At 64.2% G+C, this 15,662-nt stretch carries 18 protein-coding genes and 1 tRNA gene; 11 read left to right on the top strand and 8 right to left on the bottom strand.

The annotated features are described in order from the left end of the window. Positions 1-58: 58 nt before the first annotated feature. Positions 59-484 carry a hypothetical protein gene (locus EWH12_RS00295; RefSeq protein ID WP_066600793.1) on the bottom strand — a complete coding sequence of 142 codons (426 nt, stop codon included), beginning with the start codon at positions 482-484 and terminating at the stop codon, positions 59-61. A gap of 100 nt (positions 485-584) precedes the next feature. Between EWH12_RS00295 and EWH12_RS00290 the strand changes: the two genes are divergently transcribed. The 7 genes from EWH12_RS00290 to phoB all read left to right on the top strand — a co-directional run bounded on the left by EWH12_RS00290 (position 585) and on the right by phoB (position 7,899). Continuing rightward, on the top strand, positions 585-1,868 hold the full coding sequence (locus EWH12_RS00290) for an ATP-binding protein (protein WP_066600785.1): 1,284 nt from the start codon (positions 585-587) through the stop codon (positions 1,866-1,868). A gap of 102 nt (positions 1,869-1,970) precedes the next feature. Then, a complete protein-coding gene (locus EWH12_RS00285; protein ID WP_066600783.1) occupies positions 1,971-3,026 on the top strand; it encodes a substrate-binding domain-containing protein in 1,056 nt (351 codons plus the stop codon). A gap of 7 nt (positions 3,027-3,033) precedes the next feature. Next, positions 3,034-4,428: a phosphate ABC transporter permease subunit PstC gene (gene pstC, locus EWH12_RS00280; RefSeq protein WP_129925331.1), complete on the top strand. Its 1,395-nt coding sequence runs from the start codon at positions 3,034-3,036 to the stop codon at positions 4,426-4,428. Continuing rightward, positions 4,425-5,684 carry a phosphate ABC transporter permease PstA gene (pstA, locus tag EWH12_RS00275; RefSeq protein WP_129925330.1) on the top strand — a complete coding sequence of 420 codons (1,260 nt, stop codon included), beginning with the start codon at positions 4,425-4,427 and terminating at the stop codon, positions 5,682-5,684. The genes pstC and pstA overlap by 4 nt, the downstream gene beginning before the upstream one ends. An 8-nt stretch (positions 5,685-5,692) precedes the next feature. Then, positions 5,693-6,481, top strand: coding sequence for a phosphate ABC transporter ATP-binding protein PstB (gene pstB, locus EWH12_RS00270; protein WP_066604976.1), 789 nt, complete (start codon positions 5,693-5,695; stop codon positions 6,479-6,481). Between the two features lie 17 nt (positions 6,482-6,498). Beyond that, on the top strand, positions 6,499-7,194 hold the full coding sequence (gene phoU / locus EWH12_RS00265) for a phosphate signaling complex protein PhoU (protein ID WP_066600774.1): 696 nt from the start codon (positions 6,499-6,501) through the stop codon (positions 7,192-7,194). 3 nt (positions 7,195-7,197) lie between these two features. Then, entirely contained in the window at positions 7,198-7,899 is a 702-nt protein-coding gene (phoB, locus tag EWH12_RS00260) for a phosphate regulon transcriptional regulator PhoB (RefSeq protein ID WP_066600767.1), read from the top strand. Between the two features lie 95 nt (positions 7,900-7,994). Here the strand turns inward: phoB and EWH12_RS00255 are convergent, their stop codons facing one another. The 3 genes from EWH12_RS00255 to recR all read right to left on the bottom strand — a co-directional run bounded on the left by EWH12_RS00255 (position 7,995) and on the right by recR (position 9,976). Beyond that, positions 7,995-8,696 (bottom strand): ferritin-like domain-containing protein, encoded by a 702-nt coding sequence (locus EWH12_RS00255; protein WP_129925329.1) that lies wholly within the window; start codon positions 8,694-8,696, stop codon positions 7,995-7,997. Positions 8,697-8,789: 93 nt separating this feature from the next. Continuing rightward, positions 8,790-9,320: a peptide deformylase gene (def, locus tag EWH12_RS00250; protein WP_129925328.1), complete on the bottom strand. Its 531-nt coding sequence runs from the start codon at positions 9,318-9,320 to the stop codon at positions 8,790-8,792. A 59-nt stretch (positions 9,321-9,379) separates the two neighbouring features. Further along, positions 9,380-9,976 carry a recombination mediator RecR gene (gene recR / locus EWH12_RS00245; protein ID WP_066600756.1) on the bottom strand — a complete coding sequence of 199 codons (597 nt, stop codon included), beginning with the start codon at positions 9,974-9,976 and terminating at the stop codon, positions 9,380-9,382. A 124-nt stretch (positions 9,977-10,100) separates the two neighbouring features. On the opposite strand from recR, the gene fmt reads away from it, so the two are divergent. Then, the gene (fmt, locus tag EWH12_RS00240) at positions 10,101-11,009 is read left to right on the top strand and encodes a methionyl-tRNA formyltransferase (protein WP_129925327.1); all 909 of its coding nucleotides are present in this window, start codon (positions 10,101-10,103) and stop codon (positions 11,007-11,009) included. 18 nt (positions 11,010-11,027) lie between these two features. Beyond that, entirely contained in the window at positions 11,028-11,783 is a 756-nt protein-coding gene (gene truA / locus EWH12_RS00235) for a tRNA pseudouridine(38-40) synthase TruA (protein WP_129925326.1), read from the top strand. On the opposite strand, the gene EWH12_RS00230 is transcribed toward truA, so the two are convergent. Beyond that, complete coding sequence (locus EWH12_RS00230) at positions 11,776-12,738, bottom strand: GGDEF domain-containing protein (protein WP_066600748.1); 963 nt, start codon at positions 12,736-12,738, stop codon at positions 11,776-11,778. The two genes, truA and EWH12_RS00230, sit on opposite strands and share 8 nt — an antisense overlap. A 62-nt stretch (positions 12,739-12,800) precedes the next feature. Continuing rightward, entirely contained in the window at positions 12,801-13,520 is a 720-nt protein-coding gene (locus EWH12_RS00225) for a queuosine precursor transporter (RefSeq protein WP_066604973.1), read from the bottom strand. A gap of 69 nt (positions 13,521-13,589) precedes the next feature. On the opposite strand from EWH12_RS00225, the gene EWH12_RS00220 reads away from it, so the two are divergent. Continuing rightward, positions 13,590-13,666 (top strand) — tRNA-Arg (locus EWH12_RS00220). Between the two features lie 151 nt (positions 13,667-13,817). Here EWH12_RS00220 and EWH12_RS00215 read toward each other — a convergent pair. Together EWH12_RS00215 and fsa are read right to left on the bottom strand one after the other, a co-directional pair. Further along, entirely contained in the window at positions 13,818-14,141 is a 324-nt protein-coding gene (locus tag EWH12_RS00215) for an antibiotic biosynthesis monooxygenase family protein (protein ID WP_066600746.1), read from the bottom strand. A gap of 69 nt (positions 14,142-14,210) precedes the next feature. Beyond that, complete coding sequence (gene fsa / locus EWH12_RS00210) at positions 14,211-14,864, bottom strand: fructose-6-phosphate aldolase (RefSeq protein ID WP_066600742.1); 654 nt, start codon at positions 14,862-14,864, stop codon at positions 14,211-14,213. Between the two features lie 129 nt (positions 14,865-14,993). Here fsa and EWH12_RS00205 point away from each other — a divergent pair, with 129 nt between their 5' ends. Next, positions 14,994-15,647, top strand: a complete 654-nt coding sequence (locus EWH12_RS00205; protein WP_066600740.1) for a DUF2490 domain-containing protein — start codon at positions 14,994-14,996, stop codon at positions 15,645-15,647. Positions 15,648-15,662: the final 15 nt, after the last annotated feature.

The raw sequence follows: 15,662 nt of genomic DNA, 5'->3' as shown, positions 1-15,662 counted from the left end.
ACGTCGTCAACGCGGACGATCCGTATCCGTTCAAACCGTTACGGGTGCGACGATCGGTTCAGCGCGGCATTTGCAGCGAAGCGTAGCAGGTAAAGCCGCTCGTTCCGCGCTGTAGCCGGCGGATATAGTTGAGATAGGCCTGGTTCTGTTCATAGCCGGTGCCGGGCAGCGGACGGCCGCGCAGCGCCTGCTTGACCTGTTCGCCGGTGAAGCTGCGGCCGGTCCCCGGATAGGCGCCGGGCGTGCCGGCCGGGACCAATTGGCCGTTGGGCGCAACGAAATTGCCCGCCCGGCTCTGGTCGGGCACCGGGATGGTGCAGTTGAGCACCGACGCAGCGGTGTTGGCCAGCGCAGGACGGATCGACACGATCGCCGACGCCGCGGCAGCGCCGCCCATCAGCAACTGGCGACGCGACGGGACGGCCAGCGATGGCGCGTCATCGCGGGCTTCGGGGCTATCCTGTTCGGGCCTAGGGTCGCTCATATCGTCATGATCCGCTCGTCACGCTTGCCAAAGCGTAAAGATTGCACGCTATTGGGATAAGCCATCGCAGCAATTGCGCGACAAATCCAGCGCGGTAACCATGAATCGACTGACAACTTCGCAAATCACCGCCTCCCTCGCCATGCTGTTGCTTGGCGCCGGAGGCGCATTATTGCTGGGCGCGTCGCCCATCACCATCGCCCTGCCGATATTGGGCGGCCTGCTCGTCCTGCTCATCTGCGCGCAGGGCGTGGCGACGCGGCAGTCCGCCCCCGTCCCGCAGGAAGCGCCCGACCTGATCGGGCATCCCGATTTCGCCAGCCTGCTGGAAGGCATTTCCGACCCGCTGATGCTGGTCGAGCGCAGCCGCATCGCCCGCGCCAATCGCGCCGCGCAACGCCTGCTGGGCACGCATATCGAGGGCGAGGATGCGCGCATCGCGATCCGCCACCCCGCCGCCGCAGAACGGCTGGCCAGCACCGCCCCGCTGGCCGAGCCGGTGATGGTCGAACTGGTCGGCCTGGGCAGCCGCGACCAGCGCTGGCAGATGCGGATCGCGCCGGTCGGTCAGGTCGCCGACATGCGCCGTCTGGTTCACTTGGTCGACCATAGTGGCACTCATGCGGCGGAGCGGATGCGCGTCGATTTCGTCGCCAATGCCAGCCATGAGCTGCGCACGCCGCTGGCCGGGATATTGGGCTTCATCGAAACGCTGGCCGATCCCGAACTGGGCAAGGATGATGAAACCCGCCAGCGCTTCCTGAAGATCATGGATGGCGAGGCGCGGCGGATGCAGCGGCTGATCGACGATCTCATCTCCTTGAGCCGGATCGAGGCGGAGAAATATCGCGCGCCCGACACGCTGGTCGACCTGTCCGAACTGGCGGCCGAAGTGGTCGGCGTCTTCCGCTCCAGCCATGGCGAGCGCGGCCGCGAGGTAGAGATGGAGATCGCGCCGCAATTGCCCAGCGTGCAGGGCGACCGGGCGCAGCTCTCGCAGTTGCTGCACAATCTGATCGGCAATTCGATCAAATATGGCCGGCCCGGCACGCCGATTCGCGTCACGCTGAACGAAGGGCCGAGCAGCATGACGCGCCTGACGGTCGCCGATGAAGGCGAAGGGATCGGCCCGGACCACCTGCCCCGCCTGACCGAGCGTTTCTATCGGGTCGATTCGGGGCGCAGCCGGGCGATGGGCGGCACGGGCCTGGGCCTCGCCATCGTCAAACATATTGTCGAGCGGCATCGCGGCCGCTTCGACATCGCCAGCACATTGGGCAAGGGCACCACCATCACCGTCCTGTTGCCCCCGCCGATGGAAGATGCGCCAAATAAAAGCGACGAGAAAAGGCGCCCTTCGGCGCTTTCGGGTGCTATGTCATGAAAATGAAACCTGACTGTCACAAAGGCGCGATGGTCCGCGACTAGGGCGCTTCCCAGGGGGGCGGCGACAAGCGAATCGCGGCTCTGTTGTTTGGAGGTTCCCGTGAAGACATTCGCCTTGCTCGCCGCGACGACCGTGAGCGTTCTCAGCCTTGCCGCTTGCGGCGACCAGTCCGGCGGCGGCGCAGGCCAGACGCGCGACCAGATCCGCGCGGTCGGCTCCTCCACGGTCTATCCCTTCGCCACCGCGGTCGCCGAACTGTTCGTGCAGAGCAATGCCGGCATGAAGTCGCCGATCATCGAATCAACCGGCACCGGCGGCGGCATGAAGCTGTTCTGCGCTGGCGTTGGCGCGCAGCATCCCGACATCGCCGATGCATCGCGCCGTATGAAGAAGGCCGAATTCGACATGTGCGCCGCCAATGGCGTGAAGGACATCATCGAAGTGCAGATCGGCGTCGACGGCCTGGCCTTTGCCGAATCGAAGCAGGGTCCGGGCCTGAAGCTGACCCCCAAGATCGTCTATGAGGCGCTGGCCGCCAATCCTTATGGCAAGGGGCCGAACAAGGCCCAGACCTGGAAGGATGTGGACCCCAGCCTGCCCGCGATCGCCATCTCCGTGTTCGGTCCGCCGTCCACCAGTGGCACGCGCGATTCGCTCGCTGAACTGATCCTGGAAAAGGGCTGCCAGTCGGACGAGGCGATGAAGGCGCTGAAGGAAAAGAATGAGGACGAATATAAGGCGACCTGCACCCGCGTTCGCGAAGATGGCAAATATGTCGATTCGGGCGAGAACGACAATCTGATCGTGCAGAAGCTGGGCGCCAATCCCAATGCGGTCGGCGTATTCGGCTTCAGCTTCCTGGAGGAAAATAAGGACAGCCTGAAGGACGTGCCGATCAACGGTGTCGAGGCGACCTATGAGACCGTGTCCACCGGCCAATATCCGGGCGCCCGCCCCCTCTACATCTATGTGAAGAAGGCGCACATGACGGCCATCCCCGGCCTCCAGGGCTTCCTGAACGCCTTCGCGGCCAACTGGAGCCCCGACGGCCCACTGACCAAGCGCGGCATGGTCGCAGCGCCCGAAGACGTGCGAAAGGCGAACGCCGAAACGGTCAAGACGCTGACCGTCCTTGACGGTTCGCAACTGAAGTAAGGGCGACATGACCGGACCAGCCATCCTCCTGCTGCTGGCGGGCCTGGGCGCGATCGCCTGGGTTAGTGCTCGCGCCCGCGCCCTGCGGCTCCAGACCGTAGCGCGGGCGACGGGGCGGCGCGACGCCGTCCACTCGCTACCCGGCTATCATGGCTGGTATGTCGCGCTATGGACTCTGATCCCGGCCGCCATCTTCCTGGCGGTCTGGGCCAATGTCGTGCCGGGCCTCGTCACGCAAAGCGTGCTTGCCGATCCGGCGGCCCAAAGCCTGCCCCTCGACGGCTTCTCCCGCTCCGCCATCCTTGGCGAGGCGCGGGCGATCGCCAGCGGGGATCAGGCAGGCGCATTCAACCCCCTGTCGCAGGGTCTGGTCGAGCCGTACGCGCAAGCGCTCAACAAATATGGCGTGGCCGGCGGTGTGCTGGCGCTGGTGCTCGCTTTTGCCGGCGGCGCCTACGCCTTCACCCGCATTCGCCCCGATTTCCGGGCGCGCACGCGCGTCGAGCGGCTGGTGATGGCGTCGCTGCTGATCGCGTCGCTGATCGCGATCGTCACGACGGTCGGCATCGTCGCCTCCCTGCTGTGGGAAAGTTTCCGCTTCTTCTCGATGGTCAATCCCATCGACTTCCTGTTCGGCACCAAATGGTCGCCGCAATCGGCCGCCATGGGTTATGGCAATGACGACGCCTTCGGCGCGGTGCCGCTCTTCTGGGGCACCATCTTCATCGGCGCGATCATCGCCATGATCGTGGCAATTCCGTTGGGCCTGATGAGCGCCATCTACCTGACCCAATATGCTAGCCCGACGGTCCGCAAGTGGATGAAACCGACGCTGGAGATGCTCGCGGGCGTGCCGACGGTAGTCTATGGCTATTTCGCCGCGCTCACCATCGCTCCGGCTCTTCGTGACTTCGCCGTCGCGATCGGCATACATGGCGCCTCGTCCGAAAGCGCGCTGGCCGCCGGCCTCGTCATGGGCGTGATGATCATTCCCTTCGTCTCGTCCATGGCCGACGACAGCATCGCCGCCGTGCCCCAATCGATGCGCGACGGCAGCCTGGCGATGGGCGCGACCACCAGCGAGACGATTCGCAAGGTGCTGATCCCCGCCGCGCTGCCGGGCGTCGTCGGCGGCGTGCTGTTGGCCGTCAGCCGCGCGATCGGCGAAACGATGATCGTGGTCATGGCCGCGGGCCTCGCCGCGAACCTGACCGTCAATCCCTTCGCCAGCGTGACCACGGTGACGACCCAGATCGTCCAGTTGCTGACCGGCGACCAGGAATTCGACAGCGCCAAGACGCTCGCCGCCTTCGCGCTGGGCCTGGTGCTGTTCATCGTCACCCTGCTGCTCAACATCGTGGCCCTGCGGGTCGTGAAGAAATATCGCGAGGCTTACGAATGAGCGTCACCCCCACGCCCCCGCAAAGGCTCCCGACCGACTGGAAGTCGGACGCCATGCGCAAGCGGATCGCAGGGCGCTATGCCGCCGAGCGCCGCTTCAAATATGCCGGCCTGTTCGCCGTGCTGCTGTCCGCCTCCTTCCTGGCCTTCCTGCTCGTCACCATGATGGGCAATGGCCTGCGCGGCTTCACCCGGACCGAAATCGCGCTCAAAATCGACTTCCCGGCCTCGCCGCTGTTGCTCGATCCCGCCGCGATCACCGATGAATCGCTGAACCAGGCCAATCTGCCGATGGTGACCGACACGGTCGCCAAAAAGCTGCTGGGCGCGGACGCCGACACGCTGCTGTCGCCCACCGCCTGGGTCAGCATCCGCGATGCCATCAAGGCCGATCCCAAGATATTGAGCCGGACCGAAACGATTAGCGTGCCGGCCTCGACCGGGCTGGACCTGGCCGCCAAGGGCCAGGGTTCGCCTGAAATGGAGGCCGCGGTCGCGCGGCTGAAGCAGCAGGACGTGTTGTCGACCGGCTTCAACACCAGCTTCCTGACCGCCAGCGACGGCACCGATCCGACCCAGGTCGGTATCTGGGGCGCGTTCAAGGGATCGCTGCTGACGATGATCGTGACGCTGGTGCTCAGCTTCCCGATCGGCGTCGCCACGGCGCTCTACCTGGAGGAATATGCCCGCAAAAGCTGGTGGACCGACATCATCGAAGTGTCGATCAACAATCTGGCGGCGGTGCCTTCGATCATCTTCGGGCTGCTTGGCCTGTCGATCTTCCTGAACCTGGCGCATCTCCCGCGATCCGCCGCATTGGTCGGCGGCATGACGCTGGCGCTGATGACGATGCCGGTCATTGTCATCGCCGGCCGCAATGCCATCAAGTCGGTGCCGCCCAGCATCCGCGACGCGGCGCTCGGCATCGGGGCCAGCCCGGTGCAGGTCGTGTTCCAGCATGTGCTGCCGCTCGCCCTGCCCGGCATCCTGACCGGCACGATCATCGGCATGGCCCGCGCGCTGGGCGAAACCGCGCCGCTGCTGATGATCGGTATGCGCGCCTTCATCGCGACCCCGCCGGGCGGCATCACTGATCCTGCGACCGTGCTGCCGGTGCAGATATTTCTCTGGTCCGACGAAGTTTCCAAGGGCTTTGTCGAAAAGACCTCCGCCGCGATCATCGTTCTGCTGGCTTTCCTGCTCGCGATGAACGGCCTCGCCATCTATCTGCGCAACAAGTTTGAAACACGGTGGTAATGACACCCATGACAGAAGAGCAAATCAACCTGACCATCGACAACCCCAAGATGTCAGCTCGCGACGTCAAGGTTTTCTATGGCGAAAAGCAGGCCATCAAGGGCGTGTCGATCGACGTCGGCATGGACCATGTCACCGCCTTCATCGGCCCGTCGGGATGCGGCAAGTCGACCTTCCTGCGGACGCTCAATCGCATGAACGACACGGTCGCCTCGGCACGGGTGGAAGGTGAGATCACGCTGGACGGAGAGAATATCTACGCCCCGTCGATGGACGTGGTGCAGCTGCGCGCGCGGGTGGGCATGGTGTTCCAGAAGCCCAATCCCTTCCCCAAGTCGATCTACGAGAATATCGCCTACGGGCCGCGCATCCACGGCCTGGCCGCGGGCAAGGCGGACATGGACGTTATCGTCGAGAAGTCGCTGCGCCGCGCGGGCCTGTGGGAGGAAGTGAAGGATCGGTTGCACGACAGCGGCACCGCTTTGTCGGGGGGGCAGCAACAGCGGCTGTGCATCGGCCGCGCCATTGCGGTCGAACCCGAAGTGATCCTGATGGACGAGCCTTGTTCCGCGCTCGATCCCATCGCGACCGCCAAGATCGAGGAACTGATCCACGAACTGCGCGGCCGCTACGCGATCGTCATCGTCACGCACAACATGCAGCAGGCCGCGCGCGTGTCGCAGCGCACCGCCTTCTTCCATCTGGGCGACCTGGTCGAATATGGCGTGACGAGCGACATCTTCACCAATCCGCGCCAGGAGCGGACCAAGGATTATATCACCGGCCGCTACGGCTGAGCCGGGGGAGAGACATCATGGCTGAACATACGATCAAGGCATTTGACGAGGAAATCGACCGGCTGCGCGGACTGATCGCCGAAATGGGCGGGCGCGCGGAAGCGGCGATCGAAAATGCGATGCTGGCGCTGCAACGGCAGGACAAAGTGTTGGCCGCCGATGTCGTCGAAGGCGACAAGCGCATCGACGCGATCGAAGCGGAGGTCGAAAAGCTGGTGATCCAGGTGATTGCGCTCCGCGCGCCGATGGCCAATGATCTGCGCGACGTGATCGCGGCATTGAAGATCGTCAGCGTGGTGGAGCGCATCGGCGATTATGCCAAGAATATCGCCAAGCGCGTGCCGCTGATCGCGACCAACACCCGCATCCTCGAACCCATTTCCCTGCTGCCCTCCATGGGGCAGGTCGCGGGCGAGATGGTGCATGATGCGCTGAACGCCTTCGCCGCGCGCGACGCCGACCTGGCGCTGGCGGTGGTCGAACGCGACACGGTGGTGGACGATTTCTACAACAGCGTGTTCCGCACGCTCGTCACCTTCATGGTCGAGAATCCCAAGACGATCAGCGAGTGCGCGCACCTGCTGTTCATCGCCAAGAATATCGAGCGGATCGGCGACCATGCGACCAACGTCGCGGAAATGGTCTATTATGCTGCCACCGGCCAGACCTTGCCAGAGCGCGAGCGCGGCGCCGACATGCAGCCGGAGGACTAGACCATGGCACGAGCGAAAATGCTGCTGGTCGAGGATGACGCGGCGCTGGCCGAACTGCTGATATGGCATTTCAAGCGTGAGGATTTCGAAGTCGCCCATACGGTCGACGGCGAAGAGGCGTTGCTGATGGCGCAGGAAAATGTGCCGGACATCGTGCTGCTCGACTGGATGGTCGAAAGCCTGTCGGGGATCGAGGTCTGCCGCCGCCTGCGCCGCATGAACGGCACCGCGAACATTCCGATCATCATGCTGACCGCGCGCGGCGAGGAAGAGGATCGGGTCCGGGGTCTGGAAACCGGCGCGGACGATTATGTGACCAAGCCGTTCAGCCCCCGCGAACTGGTGGCGCGCGTCGGCGCGGTGCTGCGCCGCGTGCGCCCGGCCCTGGCGGGCGAGACGCTTACCTTCTCCGACGTGGAGATGGACACGGTCGGCCACAAGGTCCGCCGCAGCGGCCAGGTGATCCCGCTCGGCCCCACCGAGTTCCGCCTGCTCAAGCATTTCCTGGAGCATCCCGGCTGGGTCTTCTCCCGCGAGCGACTGCTCGACAGCGTGTGGGGCCAGGACAGCGATATCGAGCTACGCACGGTCGATGTCCATATCCGCCGCCTGCGCAAGGCGATCAATGGCGATGGCCAATATCAGGACATCATCCGCACGGTGCGGTCGGCGGGCTATGCGCTGGATACCGACGGGATCGGATAGGCCCCGCAACGCACCTGTCGTGGTTCAAACGAAAACCTCTCCAACGATATTTGGAGCGGTTTTTGTCAGTTGCGATCGTCATCCGGCACGGACGTTTATGCAGGACCGCCTGGGACTGGCGCATTGTGCAAGCCATCGCCCGACATGGCGTTCCGGTCTGCCTCGTCTGGCCAGCGGCCACGGGGTCTGGCCCATGGATTGAGAAACAAAAAGGGCAGCTTCAAGAATAGAAGTTCGGCATGCACGACATGGTCGACGATACGCTCCCACCATATTGGCCCGCGTTGCGCGTAGGCATCGAGCCAATCTTCATAGGGCGCCCAATGGCTGGGTTCGTCCTTGCGAATGATGCTGAAGATGCGCGTCAGAATCGGGTCCGACAGGATGATCCGGTTGGTGAGCAGGGTTTCCACCTGCACATATCCCCGCCTTTCGGTCAGCGCGATGACCCGGCACAGGCGCGCGAACAGCCTGTCGCTTTCGACGACGTCCTGCGTCTTGAGCCGGGCTATCGGCGTGCCGAACATGATTTCGACGAAACGGTCGATATGGCCGAAGGTCCGCCCCACAGCGAAGGGCATGATGCCCCGCCGTTCGAACCAGCGGCGGAACATGAGATAATGTTTGCGCTCGTCCGCCCGATGCGCCTGGAGCCGCGCGATGAGGACCACATCGTCAGGCGAGCGCTTCACGACCGATTCGATCACCCGGTCGATGGCCGTATATCCGCGATGCTCATTGTAGATATAGATGCTGCCCAGCACATCGAGATAGCGGCGTTCGAACCAAGCACGCATAGTTTTCTCCGGCCCTGACCAAGTCAGAACGTCCTTGGATACAGCAATAATATGCGCAGCGACATTCGGTTCGATATCGCGATGTCAAAAGATTTACGCCGCGCGGCGCGCCTTGTTCAGTTTCTTGAGCAGCATGTCGCGTTTCAGGCGTGACAGATGGTCGATGAACAGCACGCCTTCCAGATGATCCATCTCGTGCTGGAGGCATGTGGCGAGCAGGCCTTCAAGCTGTTCCTCATGGATACGGCCGTCGCGGTCCATCCAACTGGTGCGGACGACGGCGGGCCGTTCCACCTCGGCATATTGGTCGGGAACCGACAGGCAGCCTTCCTGATAAATCGACAGTTCTTCCGAACCCTTGAGAATCTGCGGATTGATGAAGACCATCGGCTTCCTGACCGGCTTGGCGTCTTCTGCGTCCGATTCTGGTTCCTGCAGGTCGATCACCAGCACCCGCTTGGGCACGCCGACCTGAATCGCGGCCAGACCGATGCCCGGCGCGTCATACATCGTCTCGAACATGTCATCGATCAACCTTTGCAGGTCGTCGTCAATGGTATCGACAGGGGTAGAGATGGTGCGCAGGCGCGGATCGGGCGCTTCAAGGATCGGTAGGATTGCCATGTGTCGAACATAGACGGAACGGCCCGATATTTCAAGCCATCGCACCGCACTCAGAGCCGCTAACCCACCGGCCTGCGCGCGCGCAGCGCCTGCGCCAGCGTGCCTTCGTCCAGATAATCCAGTTCGCCGCCGACCGGCACGCCATGGGCGAGTTGGGTCAGGCGGATAGGAAACCGCTCCAGCCGTTCGGCCAGATAATGAGCGGTCGTCTGCCCCTCCAGCGTGGCGTTCATCGCCAGCACGACTTCGTCCACGCCGCCCGGCTCCAGCCGCGCGACCAGCGCGTCGATAGTCAGGTCTTCGGGCCTTATCCCTTCCAGTGCTGACAACCGCCCGCCCAGCACATGGAAACGGCCGGGGAAGAGGCGCGATTTGTCGAGCGCCCACAAATCCGAGACATCCTCCACCACGCACAGGGCGCGGGCGTCGCGGCGCGGATCGGCGCAGATGCCGCAGGGATCGATCGTATCGACATTGCCGCAGACATGGCAGGTGACGAGCCGGTCGTTCACCGCCTCCAGCGCGCGCAGCAGCGGCTCCATCGCGCCCTCGCGCTTTTTCAGCAGGTGCAGCACCGCGCGCCGGGCCGAACGGGGGCCAAGGCCGGGCAGGCGGGACAGCGCCTGGGTCAGCGTCTCGATTTCAGGTGAAGCCATATCGTGAGATAAAGGGTTGCAACCGGGAGAGACAAGGGGTTTGAGCAGCTTCTTTGGAAATGCGCCTTAACGCGCATTTCGGATGCGGCGCCGGCCCTATCCATGCGGAAACTGGACACAGACTATGCGTATCATCTATATGGGCACCCCCGATTTCGCCGTTCCGGCGCTCGACGCGCTGGCGAAAGCGGGTCATGACATCGTCGCGGTCTATAGCCAGCCGCCCCGCCCCGCCGGCCGTGGCAAGGCGCTGCGCCCCTCACCCGTCCACGCCCGCGCCGGGGACATGGGGATAGAGGTGCGCACGCCGGTTTCGCTGAAGGACGGCGACGTGCAGGCCGCCTTCGCTGCGCTAGACGCCGATGTAGCGGTGGTCGCGGCCTATGGCCTGATCCTGCCGCGCGCCGTGCTGGATGCGCCGCGCCATGGCTGCATGAACATCCACGCCTCACTGCTGCCGCGCTGGCGCGGCGCGGCGCCGATCCAGCGGGCGATCCTGTCGGGCGACAATGTCACCGGCGTCACGATCATGGACATGAAGGCGGGCCTGGACACCGGGCCGATGCGCGCCAAGCATGTCACGCCGATCGAGGACAAGACCGCAGGCCAACTGACCACCGAACTAGCGCAGGCAGGTGCGGCGCTGATGGTCGAGGTGCTGGACGATATCGCGCAGCACCCCCCCCTCGCTCAACCGGAAGACGGGGTCATCTATGCGTCGAAGATCGACAAGGCGGAGGCGCGGATCGATTTCGGCCATTCGGCGCATCAGGTCGAACGGCAGGTGCGCGCCTTCAATCCCTTCCCCGGCGCCTTCTTCGAATATCGCGGCGAACGCTTTCGCATCCTGGCCGCCCATGTCGAACATCATGGCGGACCGGCAGGCGAACTGCTGGACGATAGCCTGCTGATCGGTTGCGGCCATGACGCGATCCGCCCGACGCTGATCCAGCGCGCTGGCAAGGCGGCGATGTCGCCTGGCGAATTGCTGCGCGGTTATGAGATGCCGGCCGGGAGCCGGGTGGATGGATAGGCGGGACGCAGCCCGGATATGACCCGTTTCGCCTTCACCGTCGAATTTGACGGCCGCCCCTTCATGGGCTGGCAGCGTCAGGCCCATGGCCCCAGCGTGCAGCAGACGATCGAGGATGCGATCTTCGCCGTGACCCGCGAGCGCGCCGTGGTCCATGCCGCCGGGCGCACCGATGCTGGCGTCCACGGCCTGGCCATGCGCGCCCATGCGGAGATCGACAAGGCCATCGCGCCCTTCCGCCTGATGGAAGCGATCAACGCCCGGATGCGACCCGCCCCCGTCTCCATCCTGGCGTGTGAGCCGGTCGCGGACGACTGGCATGCCCGTTTTTCCTGTATCGGGCGATCCTATATCTATCGCATCGCCAATCGCCGCGCACCGCTGACCTTCGAGCGGGGGCTGGCGTGGCGGGTGATCCAGCCGCTTGATGTCCCAGCGATGCAGGATGCGGCGCAGCTGCTGGTCGGGCGGCACGACTTCACCACCTTCCGGTCGGCCCATTGCCAGGCGCAAAGCCCGGTCAAGTCGCTCGACCGGCTGGATGTCGAGCGTGACGGCGACCGCATCGCGATCCACGCGGCGGCGCGCTCCTTCCTGCATCATCAGGTTCGATCGATGGTGGGGTGTCTGGCGATGGTCGGCATGGGTCGATGGCGTGCGGACGATCTACGCGCCGCGCTGGAGGCCAGGGATCGCGCGGCGCTCGGCCTCAACGCGCCGCCGGACGGGCTGTATTTCGTGCAGGCGGTCTACCCCGGCGCCGCCGTCAGATGAAGGCGGCGGCGCAAACCTGATTCTTGCCGGCGCGCTTGGCGGCGCGCATCGCATCGTCGGCGCAGGCGATCAGCCGGTCGAGATCGGCCGGATCGGGCGTGTCGGCAGTGACCAGGCCGAAGCTGCCGCTGATGCCCATGCCATAGGCGGCGAGCGCCAGGCGCGCATCTTCGCCAAAAGCCCGGACCGCCTGTGCATCCCGGTCGGCCAAAAGGACCAGAAATTCGTCGCCGCCGATGCGCGCGACGACATCGCCCGCATCGGCCTGCGCCTTGAGCAATTGGGCGATATCGACCAGGCAGGCATCGCCCGCGGCATGGCCCTGCCCGTCATTCAACTGCTTGAAGCCATCGAGATCAAGGAACAGCAGGCTGGCGCCAAGCCGTGCATGGGCCGCATGGGCCAGCACATCCTTGGCCCGACAGGCGAAGCCGCGGCGGTTGAGCAGGCCGGTCAGCGGATCATGCACCGCTTCGAAACTGGCCTGGCGCAGGTCCGACATATCCTCGATCACCGCCACGTAAAGTTCGGGCTGGTCGGCATCGTCACGCACCATCGCGACGGTCAGGTTGATCCAGATGATCGTTCCGTCGGCGCGGATATAGCGTTTTTCCATCGCGTAACGCGGCAATTCGCCCGCATTGAGCCGCGCCAGCAGCGCTTCGTCGGCGTTCAGATCGTCTGGATGGGTGATCTGCTGGAATCCGGTGCGAATGAGCGTTTCCGCGTCATGGCCGCTGATCTCGCAAAAGCGCGGATTGACCAGCAGGAAGCGACCGTCCAGCCCGACATGGGCGATGCCGACCGGCGCATGGAGGAAGGTCGCCTCGAAACGACGCTGCGCCAGCGCGAGGGCTGCGGCGATCGCTCCGTCCCGCGCGATGCGCTGAGCCGGTGCGGGGGAAGATTTGGCTGAAAATGGTCCGGTGAACTGCCGGTGCGACTGCCTGCTCATCGTCCGCTCTTGCACGGAAAATGGTAAACAGGTGGTTACGCCACCGCGCGGTCATAAAATTGTCAGAGACGGGTGCGGAACGGCGTGAAGTCGGTGCCGCTGTCATAGACGTCCAGCCCTTCGCGGCGCTTGAGGCCGTTGACCGCCAGATAGGTGACCGGCGTCAGCAACGCTTCCCAGCCGACCTTCATCGCCCAGTTGGTGACCATCACCGTCAGCACCTGGGCATTGCTCCAGTCGCCCCAGAAGGCGAGCGGGTAGAAGAGCAGGCTGTCCGCGCCTTGGCCGATGACGGTGGAGCCGATCGTGCGCATCCACAAATGCCGCCCCTGCGTCAGTATTTTCATGCGGGCGAGGACGAAGCTGTTGGCCAGTTCGCCCGCCCAGAAGGCGATGAGCGAGGCGAAGACGATGCGCCAAGTGCTACCGAACACCGCCTCATAAGCTTTCTGGTCGGGCCAGCCGTCCGCAGGCGGCAGCGCGACCACCACCCAGCTCATCAGCGCCATGAACAGCATCGCGCCGAACCCCGCCCACACGCAGCGGCGGGCACGAGCATAGCCATAGACTTCCGTCAGGACATCGCCGATGACATAGCCCAGGGGGAAGAATAGGATGCCGGCGCCAAAGGTGAAGCCGCCCAGCGTCGACAGCTTGGCCGCGCCGATCAGGTTTGAGAGGAGCAGGATCGCGACGAAGGCCGCCATGAAGAAGTCGTAATAGCGCAGCGGCCGCGCACCTAGCGCCCCTGCATCGACCTTGTGAACCGCCCCGTCGCTCATGCGCACCTGCATATCGCGTGGTCAGGTGATTGCAAGCTGGCGCAACGCCCGCTATCGCGACACGCGCGCGGCCCCGTAGCTCAGTTGGATAGAGCATTCGCCTTCTAAGCGAATGGTCGCTGGTTCGAATCCAGCCGGGGTCACCAACGACGAGCGCTGTTAGAAGTTCAAGATCAGCATCGCCAGACCCAACAGCGTCAGAATGAAAGCGAAGCCGAGAAATCCGAAATCCGGCTTGTCAGGGTCTCTCATCGCGCCTCTCCTTCTTGCTTGCGCCCGTCTTCATAGCGCCCATCCTCATTGCGAACGCTCCAGCAGGTCATCGAGCACCGTCATGGTGAAGATGGGATCGGCATCGGGAGGCACCTGCGCAATCGCATCGACGAAGGCAGCGCGCGTCGCGGCATCATCATAAACCATTTTCTGTTCGAACGCCTCCCGCCACGTCGCCTCGTCGGGCCATTCGGCATAGCCAACGAACCGACCATCGGCGTCCCGATGCAGACGCGAGCCATAGCTGCCATATTTTTCCCGGATCAGGTCGGTCCCGCGCCTCCAGGCGGCGCGAAACTGATCCTCCTTGCCGGGATGGACCCGCCACCAATAGACCGCGACGAACATCGCTTTTCTCCTTTTATTCAAGGAGAATAAACGGGTCGAGCGCAGGTTCCTGCGCCCGGCCCGGAAAAGTCACAGGATCGTCTGGCCGGTCTTGGCCCAGTCGGCGGCGAAGCCTTCGAGGCCCTTGTCGGTCAGCACATGCTTGGACAGCAGCTTGATGACGGCGGGCGGCGCGGTCATCACGTCGGCGCCGATACGGGCGCTTTCCAGCACATGGATCGGGTGGCGGACGCTGGCGACCAGGATTTCGGTGTCGAAGCCGTAATTGTCGTAGATCAGGCGGATATCCTGGATCAACGCCATGCCGTCGAAGCCGTTATCGTCATGACGGCCGACGAAGGGCGATATGAAGCTGGCGCCGGCCTTCGCCGCCAGCAGCGCCTGATTGGCCGAGAAGCAGAGCGTGACATTGACCAGCGCGCCGTCGTCGGTCAGCGCCTTGCAGGTTTTGAGGCCGTCGATCGTCAGCGGCACCTTGATGCACACATTGTCGGCGATCTTCCGCAGCACGGTGGCTTCCTTCATCATCGTCTCATGGTCGAGCGCGACGACTTCGGCGGACACCGGGCCATCCACGATGCCGCAGATTTCCTCGACCACTTCCAGGAACTTGCGGCCCGACTTGTGGATCAGCGAGGGGTTGGTGGTGACGCCGTCGAGCAAGCCGGTGGCGGCCAGTTCGCGGATTTCGGCGGTGTCGGCGGTGTCGACGAAGAATTTCATGGGGCACTCCGGGATAGGGCGAATCGCGCTCCTTTAACCGCTGGCGGTCGGATTCGCCATGGTGACGGCATGAATTGCATCCCCTGCCCCGCGCGACTAAGGCCGACGCATCTTTTCAAAGGACCCAATATGAAGCGCGACGCCCGTCTGCTGACGATTCCGATGGCTCTATGGGGCGCATCGCCGGCGGGGGCCGCGACCGAAGAAACACAGGCATGGATTACCGAGCAGGCGATCCTGCACGCCGGCGACACAAATATCGTCACCATCGATTCAAGCCAGCGTATCCGATCCGACGGCCAGAGCGGCGGCGAACAGTTTCTCGCCCGCGTCGCGATCGACCACAGGATTACCCCCGCGCTGCAACTGGGCGGCGGCATCGCCTATCTGCGCAGCGAGGTGGATCAGGAAATGCGCCTGTTCCAACAGGCGACGTGGACCAGCGGCATCTGGATAAGCCGCACCCGGATCGAGCAGCGTTTCTTCAGCACGGCGGATGAAGCCAGTTGGCGGTTGCGCCAGCGGGTGCAGGCGGCGGCGCCGATCGACCGAGCGAAGCGATGGACCGTGATCGCGGCGACCGAAATCTTCTTCCACCTCAACCGCGCGCGGCCGAGCGACCAGACCGGGCTGGCGACGATGCGTAATCAGATCGGCCTGCGCCATCCGATCACTGGCATGGTGGACGCGCAACTGCTCTATATGCGCCAGCAGAATTTTCGCGACGGACGGCCCGATACGGTCGCCCATATTCCTTGGCTGACACTCAGTTGGCGGCTGTGACGATTTGCCAGCCGC

Source organism: Sphingobium cupriresistens (genome assembly GCF_004152865.1).
Taxonomy (GTDB): domain Bacteria; phylum Pseudomonadota; class Alphaproteobacteria; order Sphingomonadales; family Sphingomonadaceae; genus Sphingobium; species Sphingobium cupriresistens.
Note: the sequence above shows the minus strand (reverse complement) of the source record. Positions and strands in the feature narration are given on the sequence as shown.